This window comes from Caulobacter sp. HMWF025 (genome assembly GCF_003060965.1).
GTDB lineage: Bacteria > Pseudomonadota > Alphaproteobacteria > Caulobacterales > Caulobacteraceae > Caulobacter.
The window spans coordinates 40217-57058 of record NZ_QAII01000087.1; the positions used below are offsets into that span (position 1 = coordinate 40217).

Annotated in this window: 16 protein-coding genes; 11 read left to right on the forward strand and 5 right to left on the reverse strand. The window is 69.7% G+C overall.

The window, feature by feature from the left end:
* Positions 1–15 precede the first annotated feature (15 nt).
* Genes DBR10_RS10260 through hemC form a run of 3 tightly spaced genes read right to left on the reverse strand, consistent with a single transcriptional unit; the run spans position 16 to position 2595 of the window.
* Positions 16–900 (reverse strand): COG4223 family protein, encoded by an 885-nt coding sequence (locus DBR10_RS10260; protein WP_108556312.1) that lies wholly within the window; start codon positions 898–900, stop codon positions 16–18.
* Between the two features lie 44 nt (positions 901–944).
* Positions 945–1634, reverse strand: a complete 690-nt coding sequence (locus DBR10_RS10265; protein WP_108505339.1) for a uroporphyrinogen-III synthase — start codon at positions 1632–1634, stop codon at positions 945–947.
* Positions 1635–1638: 4 nt separating this feature from the next.
* Positions 1639–2595, reverse strand: a complete 957-nt coding sequence (hemC, locus tag DBR10_RS10270) for a hydroxymethylbilane synthase (RefSeq protein ID WP_108556313.1) — start codon at positions 2593–2595, stop codon at positions 1639–1641.
* 73 nt (positions 2596–2668) lie between these two features.
* Between hemC and tsaD the strand changes: the two genes are divergently transcribed.
* The 5 genes from tsaD (at position 2669) to DBR10_RS10295 (ending at position 7356) form a co-directional block, all read left to right on the forward strand.
* Positions 2669–3757 carry a tRNA (adenosine(37)-N6)-threonylcarbamoyltransferase complex transferase subunit TsaD gene (tsaD, locus tag DBR10_RS10275; RefSeq protein ID WP_108503721.1) on the forward strand — a complete coding sequence of 363 codons (1089 nt, stop codon included), beginning with the start codon at positions 2669–2671 and terminating at the stop codon, positions 3755–3757.
* Entirely contained in the window at positions 3754–4749 is a 996-nt protein-coding gene (locus tag DBR10_RS10280; protein WP_108490090.1) for an NAD(P)H-dependent glycerol-3-phosphate dehydrogenase, read from the forward strand. Before tsaD ends, DBR10_RS10280 begins: the two co-directional genes overlap by 4 nt.
* A gap of 27 nt (positions 4750–4776) precedes the next feature.
* Positions 4777–5058 (forward strand): YciI family protein, encoded by a 282-nt coding sequence (locus DBR10_RS10285; RefSeq protein WP_108503722.1) that lies wholly within the window; start codon positions 4777–4779, stop codon positions 5056–5058.
* 7 nt (positions 5059–5065) lie between these two features.
* Positions 5066–5431 (forward strand): Rieske (2Fe-2S) protein, encoded by a 366-nt coding sequence (locus tag DBR10_RS10290; protein WP_233243363.1) that lies wholly within the window; start codon positions 5066–5068, stop codon positions 5429–5431.
* Between the two features lie 122 nt (positions 5432–5553).
* Positions 5554–7356, forward strand: coding sequence for a methyl-accepting chemotaxis protein (locus tag DBR10_RS10295; protein WP_108503724.1), 1803 nt, complete (start codon positions 5554–5556; stop codon positions 7354–7356).
* On the opposite strand, the gene DBR10_RS10300 is transcribed toward DBR10_RS10295, so the two are convergent.
* Positions 7353–8105 carry a creatininase family protein gene (locus DBR10_RS10300; RefSeq protein WP_108503725.1) on the reverse strand — a complete coding sequence of 251 codons (753 nt, stop codon included), beginning with the start codon at positions 8103–8105 and terminating at the stop codon, positions 7353–7355. The two genes, DBR10_RS10295 and DBR10_RS10300, sit on opposite strands and share 4 nt — an antisense overlap.
* A gap of 127 nt (positions 8106–8232) precedes the next feature.
* Here DBR10_RS10300 and DBR10_RS10305 point away from each other — a divergent pair, with 127 nt between their 5' ends.
* From DBR10_RS10305 to DBR10_RS10325, 5 genes are all read left to right on the forward strand, one after another.
* On the forward strand, positions 8233–9195 hold the full coding sequence (locus tag DBR10_RS10305; protein ID WP_108503726.1) for a GAF domain-containing protein: 963 nt from the start codon (positions 8233–8235) through the stop codon (positions 9193–9195).
* A gap of 118 nt (positions 9196–9313) precedes the next feature.
* A complete protein-coding gene (adh, locus tag DBR10_RS10310; protein WP_108503727.1) occupies positions 9314–10834 on the forward strand; it encodes an aldehyde dehydrogenase in 1521 nt (506 codons plus the stop codon).
* Positions 10835–10981: 147 nt separating this feature from the next.
* Positions 10982–12922 carry an acetate--CoA ligase gene (gene acs, locus DBR10_RS10315; protein WP_108556314.1) on the forward strand — a complete coding sequence of 647 codons (1941 nt, stop codon included), beginning with the start codon at positions 10982–10984 and terminating at the stop codon, positions 12920–12922.
* Positions 12923–12978: 56 nt separating this feature from the next.
* On the forward strand, positions 12979–13551 hold the full coding sequence (locus DBR10_RS10320; RefSeq protein WP_335582553.1) for an SRPBCC family protein: 573 nt from the start codon (positions 12979–12981) through the stop codon (positions 13549–13551).
* Entirely contained in the window at positions 13548–14000 is a 453-nt protein-coding gene (locus DBR10_RS10325) for a thiol-disulfide oxidoreductase DCC family protein (protein ID WP_108503728.1), read from the forward strand. Before DBR10_RS10320 ends, DBR10_RS10325 begins: the two co-directional genes overlap by 4 nt.
* 12 nt (positions 14001–14012) lie before the next feature.
* Here DBR10_RS10325 and DBR10_RS10330 read toward each other — a convergent pair whose 3' ends face one another.
* On the reverse strand, positions 14013–14723 hold the full coding sequence (locus DBR10_RS10330; protein ID WP_108503729.1) for a hypothetical protein: 711 nt from the start codon (positions 14721–14723) through the stop codon (positions 14013–14015).
* A gap of 142 nt (positions 14724–14865) precedes the next feature.
* Here DBR10_RS10330 and DBR10_RS10335 point away from each other — a divergent pair.
* Positions 14866–16842 (forward strand): M16 family metallopeptidase (locus tag DBR10_RS10335; RefSeq protein WP_108556315.1); only part of this gene is annotated, 1977 nt, incomplete at its 3' end.

Genomic DNA, 16842 nt, shown 5'->3' on the forward strand with positions numbered 1-16842 from the left:
TGAAGGCGGCGCGGATCATGAGGGCGCTCGCGAGGCGCGGGCCAGGCCGGCCAGGGCTTCGGCCCGCAGGGCGGCGACGTGACGGTCCACCTCGATCCGGCGCTCGGCGGCGATCACCCAGGGATTGAGAACCGCCCGAGCGGAGTCGGGCAGGACGTCCAGGGTCCGGACGGCACCCTCGACATCGCCCTCGTCGAGCAGACGCTGGGCCAGGGCCAGCTTGGCGTCGGGGCTGGAGCCCCGTGTGGAACTGACCCGGCGGATCGAGACGATGGTCGACAGGGCGTACTGGACGCGGGCCAGCAGGTCAGCATCTTCGCCGGGGTCACGGGCGGCCGTGGCCGCCTTGCCGGCCAGGGCCTCGAAGTCGGCGGCGAGGCCCGTGCGAGTCGGGGCACCCGTCTGGGCCAGGCGGGTCAGGGCGCGCAGGTCCGGCGACATCGGCAGCACCCGCTCGAGGCCGGCGAGTTCGTCCCCGAACGGGGCCGAGGTCTGGGCGACGTCGGCGAGGGCCGAGGCGGCAATGGCGGCGGCGGCGGCGTCCAGGACGCCCTTCTGGTCGGCCTCGAGGGTGGCGACCCGGGCATCCAGGCGACCCAGCTCGGCCGAAGGGGCCGCGGGTTCGGCGGCCGGGGCCTCGACCGGCACGGGCGAGCCGACCGGCAGACGGGCCGCGGCAGACTCGGGACTGGCCACAGCCTGGATCTCGCCCGATCCGGGCTTGCGGCTCAGCGGGAACCAGTCGGGCCCGAAGCGCGCGACCAGTGCGCCCAGCAGGATGCAGGCGGCGCACAGGCCGACCATGGCCCAGAAGCCCGGCCCCAGAAGGGACCGGCGGCGGCCATACAGGGCAGGATCGCTCGGCGCGACGATTTCAGCAGGATCAGGCGCGATGGTCATGTGACCATTCGTGCCCCACGCCGCATCGCTGCGCAATCTTGAAGCTAGGGCGCGAGCAGATCGAGCAGATCGGATTCACGGGGCCGCGGCGCAAAGGCCACAGAGCCCAGCTGCCCGGACGCCGCGAGCCGGGCCAGCGGGGCGGCGACGGCCGGGGACAGGCACAGGGCCCGCAGGTGCGGCGCGGGATGGCGCTGGAGAAGACGGGCAAGGTTGCCGGCAGCGCGCGGCGAATGCAGCAGGACGGCGGACAGGGCGGCCAGGCTCGCCAGGGTTTCGGGAGCCGGGTCCCGGTCGAGCGCCTCATAGACGGCCAGGGCCCGGGCGCTGAGACCCTGCTGTGCCAGCAGGGCCGGCAGGTCGGCCACCGGGGCCTGCGCGCCGGGACAGAGGACCGGGCCGGGCCGCTGACCGGCGATCAGGGCCGCCAGGGCCTCGACATCGCCGTCGGCGCTGACCGCCTCGCCAAAGCCGGCGGCGCGGGCGGCGCGGGCGGTGCTGTCTCCGACCGCAAAAACCGGCCGGTCACGAACCGGCGACAGGGCGGCAAAGGCCTCGACCCCGTTGGCGCTGGTGAAGGCCAGGGCCGCGATTCCGGTCAGATCGACCGGCGGATCCAGCGACGCGATCTGCAGCAGGGGATCGATCACCACCGCATGACCCAGCGCCTCGACCCGGCGGGCGGTAGCGAGGGCCCCGGGCCTTGCGCGGGTGATCCAGACCGGCCCGGCCAAGCGCCTAGTCCGGCAGGACGAGGGCGTCACCGCCCTCGGCGCGGACCTGGGCCCCGAGCTCAAGGCCGAGGGCCCGGGCGGCGGTTACATCGTCGCGCCCGTCGAGGGTGATCCCGGCCTCGCGGCGGAAGCGGCGGCTGCCGTCGGGCGTCAGGGCCTCGACGATCATCGACAAGGTCTGGCCGTCGAGCACGGCATGGGCCCCGATCGCGGTGCGGCATGAGCCCTCGAGCGCAAAGAGCGCGCCCCGCTCGGCGGCGACACAGATCGTGGTCGGGCGGCAGCGCACAGCGTCCAGCCAGGCGGCGTCGACGTCGGCGGCACGGGTTTCGATGACCAGCGCGCCCTGGCCGGGAGCCGGCGGGCATTCCACCGGATCCAGCCAGCTCTGCGGCAGATGGCCCAGACCCAGGCGGTTGAGCCCCGACTGGGCCAGCAGGATGGCATCGGCCTCGCCCCGCTCGAGCTTGGCCAGGCGGGTATCCACATTGCCGCGCAGCATGACGATCTGCAGATCAGGGCGCAGGCGCAGGGCCTGGGCCTGGCGCCGCAGCGAGGCCGTGCCCAGCCGCGCGCCGTGCGGCAGGTCTTCCAGCCTCTGGCAGACCGGGCTGATGAAGGCGTCGCGCGGATCCTCGCGCTCGGGCGTTGCGGCCAGCACCAGGCCGGGCGGCAGCTCGGCGGGCATGTCCTTCAGCGAGTGGATGGCGCAGTCGATTCGCCCGTCCAGCAGGGCTTCCTCGATTTCCTTGGTGAACAGGCCCTTGCCGCCGATCTCCATCAGACGGCGGTCCTGGACGCGGTCGCCGGTGGTGACGATGGGAATCAGGGGCGCGAAGGCCTCTTCCTCGCCGGGCGACGCCCCGAGCGCGGCCGCGATCCGGGCCTGCATGAGACCCGACTGGGCCAGCGAGAGCTTGGAGCCACGGGCGCCAATACGGATGGGAGGTTGCCGGGACACGGTCTGAACGTTACCTGCGGGGACAAGAGTGAAGCCATCGCTGCTACAGGAGCGGCGGGAACCCCGCAACCGAATGACCCAACTGACGATCCTTGGCCTGGAGACCAGCTGCGACGAGACGGCGGCTTCGGTCGTGCGCCGCGCGGCGGACGGGACGGTCACGGTGCTGTCCTCGGTCATCGGGACCCAGTTCGAACAGCATGCGCCCTTCGGTGGCGTGGTGCCGGAAATCGCGGCGCGGGCCCATGTCGAGGCCATCGATGCGATCGCGATCGAGGCCATGCGGGCTGCGGGTCTGGGCTTTGGCCAGCTGGACGGGGTGGCCGCCACCGCAGGACCGGGTCTGGTCGGCGGGGTGATGGTCGGTCTGGCGTTCGGCAAGGCCGTCGCCCTGGCCCACGACCTGCCGCTGGTGGCAGTCAATCACCTGGAAGGCCATGCGGTCTCGGCCCGGCTAGGCGCCGACATCGCCTATCCCTTCCTGTTGCTGCTGGTCTCCGGCGGGCACTGCCAGCTGCTGGAGGTGGCCGGCGTCGGGGCCTGCACGCGCCTGGGCACCACCATTGACGATGCGGCCGGCGAGGCCTTTGACAAGATCGCCAAGAGCCTGGGCCTGCCCTATCCCGGCGGCCCGGCCCTGGAGAAACTGGCGGCCACGGGCGATCCGTCGAAGTTCGAGCTGCCCCGCGCCCTGCTGGGCCGCAAGGACTGTGACTTCTCGTTCTCGGGCCTGAAGACTGCGGCCGCCCGCCAGGCCGAGAAGATCACGGATGAGGGGTCGCGCGCCGACCTCGCCGCCGCCGTCCAGGCCGCCATCGCCCGCCAGCTGTCGGAACGCACCGACCGGGCCATGAAGCTCTATCGCGACAGCCATCCGGGCCAGGCCCTGCGCTTTGTCGTGGCCGGCGGTGTGGCCGCCAATGGTGCGGTCAAGGCCGCGCTGCGCAAGACCTGCGACGACAACGGCTTCAGCTTTGACGCCCCGCCGCTGGTCTATTGCACCGACAATGCGGCGATGATCGCCCTGGCCGGGGCCGAGCGCCTGGCCCTCGGCCTCAGCGACGATCTCGACGCCGTCGCCCGTCCGCGCTGGCCGCTGGACGAAGCGGCGGCCCTATCCAGGCCGAGCAACAGTTTCGGACGCAAGGGAGCCAAGGCATGACGTTTCACCATGCGGGCGTGATCGGCGCAGGAGCATGGGGCACGGCCCTGGCCCAGGTCTGCGCCCGGGCCGGACTGGCAGTGACGCTGCAGGCCCGCGAGACCGAGGTCGTCGCCAGCATCGCCGGCGGTCGTGAAAACAGCCTCTTCCTGCCCGGCATCATCCTGGAGCCGCAGATCATGGCCACGGCCGAGATGGCAGGCCTGGGGGGCTGTGACCTGATCCTGGCCGTCGCCCCGGCCCAGCACCTGCGCTCGGCCCTCAGGGTTTTGGCGCCCCACCTGCGCGCCGGCGTGCCGGTGGTGCTGTGTTCCAAGGGGGTCGAGCAGGGCAGCCTGAAACTGATGACCGAGGTGGCGCAGGAAACCCTGCCGGGCGCGCCGCTGGCGGTGCTGTCGGGGCCCAGCTTCGCCGGCGAGGTGGCCCGCAGCCTTCCCACGGCCGTGACCCTGGCCTGCGAGGACGAGGCCCTGGGCCGGGCCATCGCCGGAGCCATCGCCACCCCGACCTTCCGCCCCTATCTGGCGGCCGACATGATCGGGGCCGAGGCCGGTGGCGCGGTCAAGAACGTGCTGGCCATCGCCTGCGGCATTGTCGAGGGCAAGGGCCTGGGCCGCAGCGCCCACGCGGCCGTGATCACCCGCGGCTTTGCCGAACTGACCCGCCTGGCCGTGGCCCTGGGGGCTCGCGCCGAGACAGTGGCCGGCCTCTGCGGCCTGGGCGATCTGGTGCTGACCTGCTCGAGCCCGCAGTCGCGCAATATGAGTGTCGGCCTGGCGCTCGGCGGCGGAATGACCCTGGCCGAGGCCCTGGCCGGCAAGCTGTCAGTCGCTGAAGGGGTGGCCTCCGCCCCGGCCGTACGCGACCTTGCCGCCCGGCTCGGGGTCGAGATGCCGATCTGTCAGACCGTCGCCGCCCTGCTGGACGGGGAGGTCGAAGTCGATGCCGCCATCCTGGGCCTGCTGTCGCGCCCGCTGAAATCCGAAGCCTGACCCGAAATCTCCTGAAAGGATCCGCCGATGCCCCTCTTCGCCATTGCCTGCAAGGACAAGCCCGGCGCGCTGGAGACCCGTCTCGCCACCCGGCCGGTTCATCTGGACTATCTGAAGGGCTCGCAGGGCCTGAAGCTGGCCGGCGCCCTGCTGGGCGATGACGGCAATCCGATCGGCTCGCTGCTGATCGTCGAGGCTGACGACCTGGCGGCCGCCCAGGCCCAGGCCGACAATGACCCCTTCACCGCCGCCGGTGTGTTCGAGAGCGTCGAGGTCCGCCCCTGGCGCCTGGCGATCGGCGACCTCTAGGACTGCCTTGCGCACCGATCCGCACAATCCCGCCCGCCCAGCGCCGGGCACCTTCCTGTGCCCGCTGGACGAGATCCCCTCGCCCGGCGCCAAGGGCTTCCGGTTCCGCGAGGGCGAGGCGATGTTTGCCGGCTTCGTCGTCCGGCAGGGCGGGGCGATACACGGTTATGTCGACAGCTGTCCGCATGCCGGCTGGCCGCTGGCCGGCTTTGCCGGGCGGTTCCTGACCCGCGACAACGACCTGATCCTGTGTGGCGGACATGCCGCCCTGTTCCGGATCGCCGACGGGGTCTGCGTGGCCGGCCCCTGCCCGGGCCAGAGCCTGACGCCGTGGCCCGTCCTTGTACGGGGCGACACGATCCTGACCGCCTGAGGCCCAGCCCGGCACAACCATGACGGTCTGCGACAATCGGTCGCTCCCCCGTGGGTAGCTGCAGGTAAACAGGCATTAACGATGCCAACTCCACTGTCGCACGTCGACCAGGGAGGGTTGTTGTGGCGTCACTCGGTCAGAAGATCATGGGCGCCAGTGCCGGCGCGGCCCTGCTGTGCGCCGCGACCGCCGGCACCGGCCTGTGGGTCGCCCTCAGCCTCGGCGCGGCCCTCGATCGCGCAGAGACCTCCGCCCGCAACATGCGCCTGCACATGCATGCCGACATGATGCACGACACCCTGCGGACCGATGTCAGCCAGGCGATCATGTCCAGCGATCCGACCCTCGGCATCAGCATCGCTGACGTGCGGACCTCGATGGCCGAGCATGTCGCCGCCTTCAACAAGGACATTCAGGAAGGCCAGGCGGTCGCCCGCGACCCGGCCGTCAAGGCCGCCCTCGCAGAAGTCGATGCGCCCTTGAAGGCCTATATCGCCTCCGCCCAGGATCTTGTGGCCGTGGCCGACGCCGATCCGGCCGCGACCCGGGCCAAGCTTCCGGGCTTCAACACCCAGTTCACCGCCCTCGAAGGGGCCATGGAGGCCGCGTCGGAGAAGATCGAGCAGGCCTCGACCCACGACGCCAATGCCGCCGAGGCGCTGAGCCGGACCGGCCAGTACACAATGGGTGCTCTGCTGCTCAGCGCCGCCCTGCTGGCGATCAGCCTGATGGTCGCGGCCCAGAAGGCCCTGATCTCGCCGCTGAACCTGATCACCGCCTGCCTGCGCCGCCTGTCGAAGGGCGACCTGACGACCCAGATCCCCAAGAGCCGGCATGATGACGAACTGGGCGAGATGACCGCTGCCCTGCATGCCTTCCGTGACGCCGTCGAGGCGCGTCAGAAGGAGCTGGAGGCCTCTGACGTCCGCGACGCCCTGGAGGCCGAACGGGCCGCCGCGGAACGGCACCGGGATACGCAGGACGCGGCCCAGAGGATCATCGTCGGCAGCCTCGGCGAGGCCCTGGGCTGCCTGTCGGACGGTGACCTGTCGCACCGGATCGAGCAGCGCTTCCCCGAAGGTTTTGAGCGTCTGCGCGACGACTACAATGCCGCTGTGGACAAGCTGTCGCGGGTCATCGCCGCCTCGCTGGAGGCCGTCTCGATGATCCATGGCGGCACCGCCGAGATCACCGAGGCCGCCGACGACCTGTCGCGCCGTACCGAGCACCAGGCCGCCAGCCTGGAGGAGGCCGCCGCCGCCCTCGACCAGATCACCAGCACGGTCCGCCTGACCGCCGAAGGAGCCACCAAGACCCGCAAGGTCGTCGAGCGCGCCCGCAGCGCCGCCGGAGCCAGCGGCACCATCGTCGACCAGGCCGTCAGCGCCATGGGGGCGATCGAGAAGTCCTCCAGCCAGATCGGCCAGATCATCGGCGTGATCGACGAAATTGCCTTCCAGACCAACCTGCTGGCCCTTAACGCCGGGGTTGAAGCGGCCAGGGCCGGTGAAGCCGGTCGTGGCTTCGCGGTCGTGGCCCAGGAAGTGCGGGCCCTGGCCCAGCGCTCGGCCGACGCCGCCAAAGAGATCAAGACCCTGATCGCCACCAGTGCGGCCGAGGTCGGCCAGGGGGTCGAATATGTCGGCCGGGCCGGCGAAGCCCTGCGCGCCATCGCCGACGAGGTCGACGAGATCGACACCCTGGTCAGCGCCATGGCGGCCTCGGCCCAGGAACAGGCCCGTGGCCTCGCCGAGGTCAACACCACCATGAACCAGATGGACCAGGTGACCCAGCAGAACGCGGCCATGGTCGAGGAAACCACCGCCGCCAGCCACACCCTGGCCCAGGAAGCCACGCGTCTGGCCGAGCGCATGGGCGAGCTGCGGATCGACCGGGGCAGCCCCGCCCGACGTCAGGCGGCTTAGGCCGGCGCCTGCTCCGCCGAGAAGGCCGCCAGGTCCTCGATCAGGGCCTTGGCGGCCATGGCCACCAGCTCGCCACCCTTTTCCGGCGTGGCCTGGGCCGGGTCGGAGCCCATCCGCCCGTCGGCATAGCGGGCCCGGAAGTCCAGGGCCTCGCGGATCGGTCCCGTCGGCGCGATCTGCGGTTCATAGGCCGCCGTCTTGATCGTCTCCGGATAGGCCCACTGGGTCACCGCGATCTCGGACGGGGTGGCATGACTGCCGTGGCCCACGGGAAACTGCCGGTTGGCCAGGGCGTTGACCCCGGCCAGGTCCCACCAGTTCTTCAGCTTCAGCGCAAACGGCGCTCGCATGCCGCGGAAGCTGTAGTCAGCATAGATCTCCGAGAACGCAGCCTCGATCGAGGCGACATTGCCGCCGTGGCCGTTGAGGAAATAGATCCGCTCAAAGCCGTGGGCCCCCAGCGACCGCACCCAGTCACCGATGGCGGCGATGAAGGTCGAGGGCCGCAGGAAGATGGTGCCCGGAAAGGCCAGGTGATGCTGGGCCATGCCGATATTGAAGGTCGGGGCCACCAGCACGTTGTCCGACTGCTTCTGGGCCTGGTGGGCGATGATTTCCGGGCACAGCCAGTCGGTGCCGAGCAGGCCGGTCGGGCCGTGCTGCTCGTTCGAGCCGATCGGCACGACCACGGTCTTGCTGGTCTGCAGGAAGGTCTCGATCTCGGACCAGGTGGAAAGGGCGAGCAGCATGGAGGGCCTCCGGACAAGCAGGGCTCACGGCATAACGTGAACCCGCCCCGGGAGTAAGGGGCAGTACGTGTCTTGCTTTTGGCCCATTCCGGGTCGCAGGATGCGCCAAAAGGCCGGGAGGAACCCCATGGCACCCCAGGGCCACGCCCACCGCGTGCTGGCCAGTCTCGACAGTTCGCAGGCCGCGCTGTCGACTGTCGCCGCCTCATGGCGACGCTGTGTCACCGTGCACGGCCTCGACCCCGAACGCCGGGTCTCGCCACATGTCCTGTCCGATACTGAACTGCGCGAGGCGCGCGACGGCCTCGGGGTCATCCTGCCCGCCGCCCAGTCCAGCCTGGACAGCCTGTTCCGGGCCGTGGGCCATGCCGGCTGCTGTGTCCTGCTGACCGATGCCAGCGGCGCGCCGGTCGATCGCCGCGGCGGGGCGGCCGATGACGACACCTTCAAACGCTGGGGCCTGTGGACCGGGGTGGTCTGGAGCGAGGCCTCGGAAGGCACCAACGGGGTCGGAACCTGCCTGGCCGAACAGCGCCCCCTGACCATCCATCGCGACGAGCATTTTCACACCAAGAACATCGGCCTGTCCTGCACCGTGGCCCCGATCTACGACCCCTGGGGACGGCTGGCCGGGGCCCTGGACGTCTCGTCCTGCCGCCCAGGCCTGGGCGACATGGTCGACTTGCTGCGCAGCGCCGTGCTGGACGCCGCCCGTCGCATCGAGGCCGAGGCCTTTCGCCAGACCTTCGCCAAGGCCCGGGTCATGGTGCTGGGCGAGGCCGGAGCCCGCTCGAGCACGCCGCTGGTCGCTGTCGACCGCGACGACATGGTGATCGGGGCCACCCACGCGGCCCGCAAGGTGGCCCGCCTGACCGACCAGATGATCCAGTGGGGCGCGCCCGCCGCCGACCTGCTGGCCGGTCCGGAGGGGCCGCAAGTGGTCGAGGCCGAGCGTGCCGCCCTGCGCCGGGCGCTCAGCCAGGCCGGCGGCAGCGTCTCCGGCGCCGCCCGGGCCCTGGGCATCAGCCGCGCCACCCTGCACCGCAAGATGAACCGCCTGGACCTGCACCGGCCGTCGAGAGACGCCTGAATCTGTCGCATTCCTGCGACAGGTGAGCCCGCCCCTGCGCGCCGCACCGGCTCACAGGCCCGCAATCCGCGCCTAGCCTTTCCTTCAGAACGCCGCTCAAGGCGCATCGGAGGAAACCATGACCAAGCCCGAGTTCATCGACTCGCTCGCCCGTCCGCCCTTCAAGGCCCGCTATGACAACTTCATCGGCGGCCAGTGGGTGGCCCCGGCCGACGGCCGCTATTTCGACAACGCCTCGCCGATCCACGGCCGGAAAATCTGCGAGATCGCCCGCTCCCAGGCCGAGGACATCGAACGCGCCCTCGACGCGGCCCATGCCGCCAAGGACGCCTGGGGCAAGGCCAGCGCCGCCGAGCGCTCGCTGATCCTGCTGCGCATCGCCGACCGCATGGAGGCCAATCTCGAAACCCTGGCCACGGCCGAGACCTGGGACAACGGCAAGCCAATCCGTGAGACCATGGCCGCCGACCTGCCCCTGGCCATCGACCACTTCCGCTACTTCGCCGGCTGCATCCGCAGCCAGGAAGGCTCGATCAGCGAAATCGACCACGACACCATCGCCTATCACTTCCACGAGCCGCTCGGCGTGGTCGGCCAGATCATCCCCTGGAACTTCCCGCTGCTGATGGCCTGCTGGAAGCTGGCCCCGGCGATCGCGGCCGGCAACTGCGTGGTCCTCAAGCCCGCCGAACAGACCCCGGCCAGCATCATGGTCCTGGCCGAACTGATCGGCGACCTGCTGCCGCCCGGCGTTCTGAACATCGTCAACGGCTTCGGCGTCGAGGCCGGCAAGCCGCTGGCCTCCAGCCCGCGCATCGCCAAGATGGCCTTCACCGGCGAGACCAGCACCGGCCGGCTGATCATGCAGTATGCCAGCCAGAACCTGATCCCGGTGACCCTGGAACTGGGCGGCAAGTCGCCCAACATCTTCTTCGACGACGTGGCCCGCGAGGACGACGACTATTTCGACAAGGCCCTGGAGGGCTTCACCATGTTCGCCCTCAACCAGGGCGAGGTCTGCACCTGCCCCAGCCGGGCGCTCGTGCAGGAGTCGATCTATGAGCGGTTCATGGAGCGGGCCCTCAAGCGCGTGAACGCCGTCGTCCAGGGCAGCCCGCTGGATCCGGCCACCATGATCGGGGCCCAGGCCTCCGAAGAGCAGATGAACAAGATCCTCGGCTATATGGACATCGGCCGCGACGAGGGGGCCAGGCTGCTGGCCGGCGGCAAGCGCAAGATCCTGCCGGGCCTGCTGGCCGACGGCTACTATGTCGAGCCGACCGTGTTCGAAGGGCACAACAAGATGCGGATCTTCCAGGAGGAGATCTTCGGGCCGGTCCTGGCCGTGACCACCTTCAAGGACGAGGCCGAGGCGATGGAGATCGCCAATGACACCGCCTTTGGCCTCGGGGCCGGGGTGTGGAGCCGTGACGCCAACCGCTGCTACCGCTTCGGCCGCGGTATCCAGGCCGGCCGGGTCTGGACCAACTGCTACCACGCCTATCCCGCCCACGCGGCCTTCGGCGGCTACAAGCAGTCGGGCGTGGGTCGCGAGACCCACAAGATGATGCTCGACCATTACCAGCAGACCAAGAACATGCTGGTCAGCTACAGCCCCAAGGCTGTCGGCTTCTTCTGACGACCGAAAGGGTCGCCCCGCTCCGGTGCCGGGCGACCCTTTTTCGAAGCTCAGTCCCAGACGCTTGCGAGAAAGATCAGTGGTCTTCTTGCGCCGCGCGTTGAGCTTCGCCTATCTCAACGACAAGAACCAAAGGGAGTAGACGGCGTGAGCGACGGTCAGGTTTTTCCGGTCCCAGAAGCCCTGGCGCGCGAGGCGCACATCGACGCCGCCGCCTATGAGGCCGCCGTCGCCCGTATCGAGGCCGATCCCGAAGGCTACTGGCGCGACGTCGCCGCCCGGCTGGACTGGATCAAGGCCCCGACCGAGATCAAGGACGTCTCGTTCAACAAGGACGACTTCCGCATCCGCTGGTTCGCCGACGGGGTGTTGAACGTCAGCGCCAACTGCATCGACCGCCACCTGCCGCACAAGCAGGACGAGGTGGCCCTGGTGTTCGAAGGCGACGAGCCGGGCACCTCGGAAACCCTGACCTACGGCCAGCTCTACGAGGAGGTTTGCCGCATGGCCAACGTCCTGAAGGTGCAGGGCGTCCGCAAGGGTGACCGGGTCACCATCTATCTGCCGATGATCCCGCTGGCCGCCGTCGCCATGCTGGCCTGCGCCCGCATCGGGGCCGTGCACTCTGTGGTGTTCGGCGGCTTCTCGCCCGACAGCATCGCCGGCCGGATCCAGGACTGTGCCTCGCACTTCGTGATCACCGCCGACGAGGGCAAGCGCGGCGGGAAGCGCGTGCCGCTGAAGGCCAATATCGACGAGGCCCTGAAGCACTGCCCGTGGGTCGGCAAGGTGCTGATGATCCGCTGGACCGGGGCCGATGTGCCCATCGTCAAGAACCGCGACATCGTCTGGCAGGACGTCCGCGACGCCGTGGCCCCCGACTGTCCGCCCGAGCCGATGAACGCCGAAGATCCGCTGTTCATCCTCTATACCTCGGGCTCGACCGGCAAGCCCAAGGGCGTGCTTCACACCACCGGCGGCTATCTGGCCTGGGCTTCGTGGACCTTCTGGGCGGTGTTCGACTACAAACCCGGCGAGGTGTTCTGGTGCACGGCCGATGTCGGCTGGGTCACCGGCCACTCCTATGTGGTCTACGGCCCGCTGGCCAATGGCGGCACCAGCCTGATCTTCGAGGGCGTGCCCAACTATCCGACGCCCAGCCGCTTCTGGGAGGTGATCGACAAGCACAAGGTCGACATCTTCTACACCGCGCCGACGGCCCTGCGGGCCCTGATGCGCGAGGGCGACGAGCACGTCACCAGGAACGACCTGTCGTCGCTGCGGCTACTGGGCAGTGTCGGCGAGCCGATCAATCCCGAAGCCTGGCTCTGGTACCACCGCGTGGTCGGCAAGGGGAAACTGCCGATCGTCGACACCTGGTGGCAGACCGAAACGGGCGGCATGCTGATCACGCCCCTGCCCGGCGCGACGGCCCTGAAGCCGGGTTCGGCGTCCAAGCCCCTGCCGGGCGTCAAGCCGCAGCTGGTCGACGCCGAGGGCCAGGTCCTCGACGGGGCCACCGAGGGCAATCTGGTGATCACCGACAGTTGGCCCGGCCAGATGCGAACGGTCTATGGCGACCACCAGCGCTTCTTCGAGACCTATTTCTCGACCTATCCCGGCAAGTACTTCACCGGTGACGGCTGCCGCCGCGACGCCGACGGCTACTACTGGATCACCGGCCGGGTCGATGACGTGATCAATGTCTCGGGCCACCGCCTGGGCACGGCCGAGATCGAGAGCGCCCTGGTGGCCCACGCCACCGTCGCCGAGGCCGCTGTGGTCGGCTATCCCCACGATATCAAGGGCCAGGGCGTCTATGCCTATGTGACCCTCAATGCCGACGAGGCCCCCAGCGACGACCTGCGCAAGGCCCTGGTCCTGTGGGTCCGCCACGAGATCGGCCCCTTCGCCGCGCCGGACGTCATCCAGTTCGCCCCCGGCCTGCCCAAGACCCGCTCAGGCAAGATCATGCGCCGCATTCTGCGCAAGATCGCCGAGAACGAGCTGGGCAGCCTGGGTGACACCTCGACCCTGGCCGATCCGTCGGTGGTGGACGATCTGGTGAAAAACCGCGCCGGGGCCTGATCGCGAAAAATGCGGCGGGGGCCTGACTCTCTGGCTCCCGGCGCGTTAGCCTGCGGATGATGCGCCGGCTTTTCCTTCTGATTGTCGCCCTGGGCCTGACCGGCCCGGCCCTGGCCGAGTCCGGCTGGGCCGAGCGCCTGAGCGCCGGCGAGATCCCGGTCGAGGCCCATGCCGACCCGCAGGGCCGGGGCCGGGTCAGGGCCGCCATCGACATCCCGGCCCCGGCCGCCGTGGTCTGGCGCACCATCCTCGACTGCGACCGCGCCGCGCGGATGACCCCCGGCGTCAAGCGCTGCCGGGTGATCTCGCGAGCCCCGGATGGGCGCTCGGAATTGCGCGAGCATCTGGTCAAGTGGAGCTTTTTCCTGCCCAGCCTGCACTCGACCTCGCGGGTCGAGTACGAGCCGGACCGCTCCATCCGCTTCACCTGTGTCGGCGGCGACATCCAGGCCTGCGAAGGCACCTGGACCCTCGAGCCGCTAAAGGGCGGCGCCGCCACCCGGGTGACCTATGAGATGTGGGCCGCCGCCCCCTTCGCCGTGCCCAGCGCCATGCTCAGCGGCCTGATGCGGCGGGATGTGCCCGAGGCCTTGCGAGCCCTGCGCCGCGAGTGCATGACGCCCCCATGACCCACACGCCCCCCGATCCGCTGGACGCCCTCTGGCTGTTCGACGGGGTGTGCAATCTCTGCAGCGGTTCGGTGGCTCTGGTGCTGAAACTGGATCGCGGCGGGGTGGTGCGTTTTACCCCGATCCAGTCATCCTTTGGCCGGCAGCTGGCTGCGGCGAACGGGATCGATCCCGAGCATCCAGCCAGCTTCGTGTTCTTCGACCGCGGCCGGCCACTGGAGAAGACCGCCGCCATCGGGGCCCTGCTGCGCCGCCTGCGTCCGCCCTGGCGCTGGCTGGCCGGCATCGACCGCCTGCCCCGCCGAGCCATGGACAGGGCCTATGACTGGCTTGCGGCCAACCGCTACCGGCTGCTGGGCCAGAAGGCGGTGTGCATGGTTCCCACCCCCGAGGTCCGGGCGCGGTTCATCCTGGACCCGCCGGGCGACCTTAGGGTCGCTTCCGAATAGTGCGACTCCGGCTCAACTCTTCGGACGCGGAGTCACGGTGAGCCGGTATGGGATGTAGAGCGCCAGTTCGAGTGGTCCAGACTGATACCAGGACACGGGCAGCTGCAGGCCCTCCACCTGGACGGCGTAGTCGGTGCCGAAGCTGGCCGCCGCCCGGCGCGCGTCTTCGGCAACCAGATTGATCACCTCGGGGCGATGCTTCTGGGGTCCGATCAGGGTCAGGTTCCATTCGTCGTACGGAAGAATCTCCGTGCGGCCGACCTTGGGGGTTCTGGCGGCAAAGGCCTTGATGCGGCCCGTGGCGGCGTCGAAGCTGTCGGTCGGCGACACCCGGGTCTTGACCACCAGGATGGCGACGCTGGTGTCGGGCCGGCCGTCGGGCAGGATCACCGCATCCAGCATGGTGTCGTCAAATCGGCCGATGATCTCATCGCCCAGGCCCAACTCCACCCCGGCGCCCGGCGCGGCCTTGATCATGTTGCGAAGGGTCGCCTTCAGCTCGTCGCGACGCTGACTCAGATCGCGCGTGTCGCAGACCACCCGAACGAGGGTGACGATGTTGTCGGCCCGCTTTCGAAGCGTGACATGGGGCGTCTTGACCGGATCAAACTCGGTCAGTCGCGTGCCCGTAACGACAATCTCTTCCAGGCCGTCATTCTGGCTCCAGGCCTGCGGCGCGCCGACCCCGAGCGCCAGCACTGCGGCCACGATGGCGATTTTCATGCGGGCCTCCCCTGATGGCCACCGGAGGATGCATCGATCCTGGCCCCGTTGCCAGACGCAGACTTCATGACAGGACGGTAAGGTTTCGCTTCTGCAAGGCGGTGCTAGGGTCGCGGCCATCGCGTTGCCTGGAGCTTTTCGCATGATCCGACCCGCCGCCAAGGCCGCCCTCGTGGCGCTGGCCCTTTCGACCACCGCCCTGTCGCCCATGGCCTTCGCCGCCCCGGCCGCCGCCTCGATCAGCGTGCCGCCGATCGTCTACAAGGAGCGGGTCCTGGCCAATGGCCTGAAGGTGTTCACGGTCCGCGACACCACCACGCCGAATGTCTCGGTCCAGGTCTGGTACGGCGTCGGCTCCAAGGACGATCCCGAAGGCCGCTCGGGCTTTGCGCACCTGTTTGAGCACATGATGTTCAAGGCTACGCGCAACATGCCCAACGAGACGCTGGACCGGCTGACCGAGGACGTCGGCGGCTTCAACAACGCCTCCACCTATGACGACTTCACCAACTATTACGAGGTGGTGCCCGCCAACCACCTGGAGCGGCTGATCTGGGCCGAGGCCGATCGCATGGGCTCGCTGGTCATCGACGAGGCCGCCTTTGCCTCCGAGCGCGACGTAGTCAAGGAAGAGCTGCGCCAGCGGGTTCTGGCCGATCCCTATGGCCGTCTGTTTGCCCTCTACATGCCGCAGCAGTCGTTCACCGCCCACCCCTACAAGCGGCCCGGCATCGGTTCGATCGAGGAGCTGGACGCCGCCACCGTCGACGACGTGCGCGCCTTCCACGCCACCTATTATCGCCCGGACAATGCCGCGCTGATCGTGGCCGGCAACTTCGACGAGGCCCAGCTGACCGCCCTGACCGACAAGTATTTCGGTCCGCTGAAGGCTCCGGCCACGCCCCTGCCCAAGGTCACGGTGGTTGAACCGCCGCGCACGGCCGCCAGGACGGTCAACACCTACGGCCCCAATGTGCCGCTGCCGGCGGTGGCCATCACCTGGCTGGCCCCGGCCTCAGCCGACAAGGATGCCCCGGCCCTGACCGTGCTGGACGCCATCCTGTCGGCCGGCAAGTCGTCGCGCCTGTATGACAGCTTGGTCTATGAGCAGAAGATCGCCCAGTCGGCCTTCTCGTCCGGCCCGACCAATGCCCAGCCGGGCCTGTTCTATGTCGGGGCCATCATGGCCGGCGGCAAGACCGTGGAGCAGGGCGAGACGGCGTTGCTGGCCCAGGTGGCCCGCCTGCGCGATACCCCGCCGACCGAGGCCGAGCTGGCCGAGGCCAAGACCGGCCTGCTTGCCGATGCCGTGCGCCGCCGCGAGGAGATCGACGGTCGCGCCTTCGCCCTCGGCTATGCCCTGCTGACCGACGGCGACGCCGCCCGCGCCAACACCAGTCTGGCGGAGCTGCAGGCGGTGACCGCCGCCGACGTGCAGCGGGTCGCGAAAAAGTGGCTGGCCGATGATCGCCGTACCGCGATCCGCTACCTGCCCGAGTCGGCCCGCCCGGCCGGCGAGAAGGACAACACCCCCGTGCCGCCGAAGGTGGCGTCGGTGAAGTTCGACGGCACCGTGGTCACCCTGGCCCCTGAAGCCGAGCGCCAGAAGATCCCGGCCGTCGCCGCCCCGGTGGCCGCGGTCATGCCCACCCCGGTGGAAAAGACCCTGGCCAACGGCCTGCGGGTGATCGTCGCCCGCTCCAGCGACCTGCCGCTGATCACGGCCGACCTGACCGTGCGGGGCGGGGCCAGCTCGGATCCGGCCGGCCTGGCCGGGACCTCCAGCCTGACCGCCGACCTGCTGACCGAGGGCACCACCACCCGCAGCGCCGTCGACATCGCCCGCCAGACCGAAGCCCTGGGAGCCAATCTGGCCGCAGGTTCGGGCTGGGAAGCCTCGTCCCTGACCCTGAACGTCATTGCCGACAAGGCCGCCCCGGCCCTCGCCATCATGGCCGATGTGGCCCGCAACCCGGCCTTCAAGGCCGACGAACTGGACCGCGTCCGCACCGAGACGCTGGACAGCCTGTCGGTGGCCTATCAGCGCCCCGGCAGTCTGGCGGCCTATGCCACCGCCCCGGTGCTCTATGCCGGTTCGGCCTATGGCCATGTTGCCGGC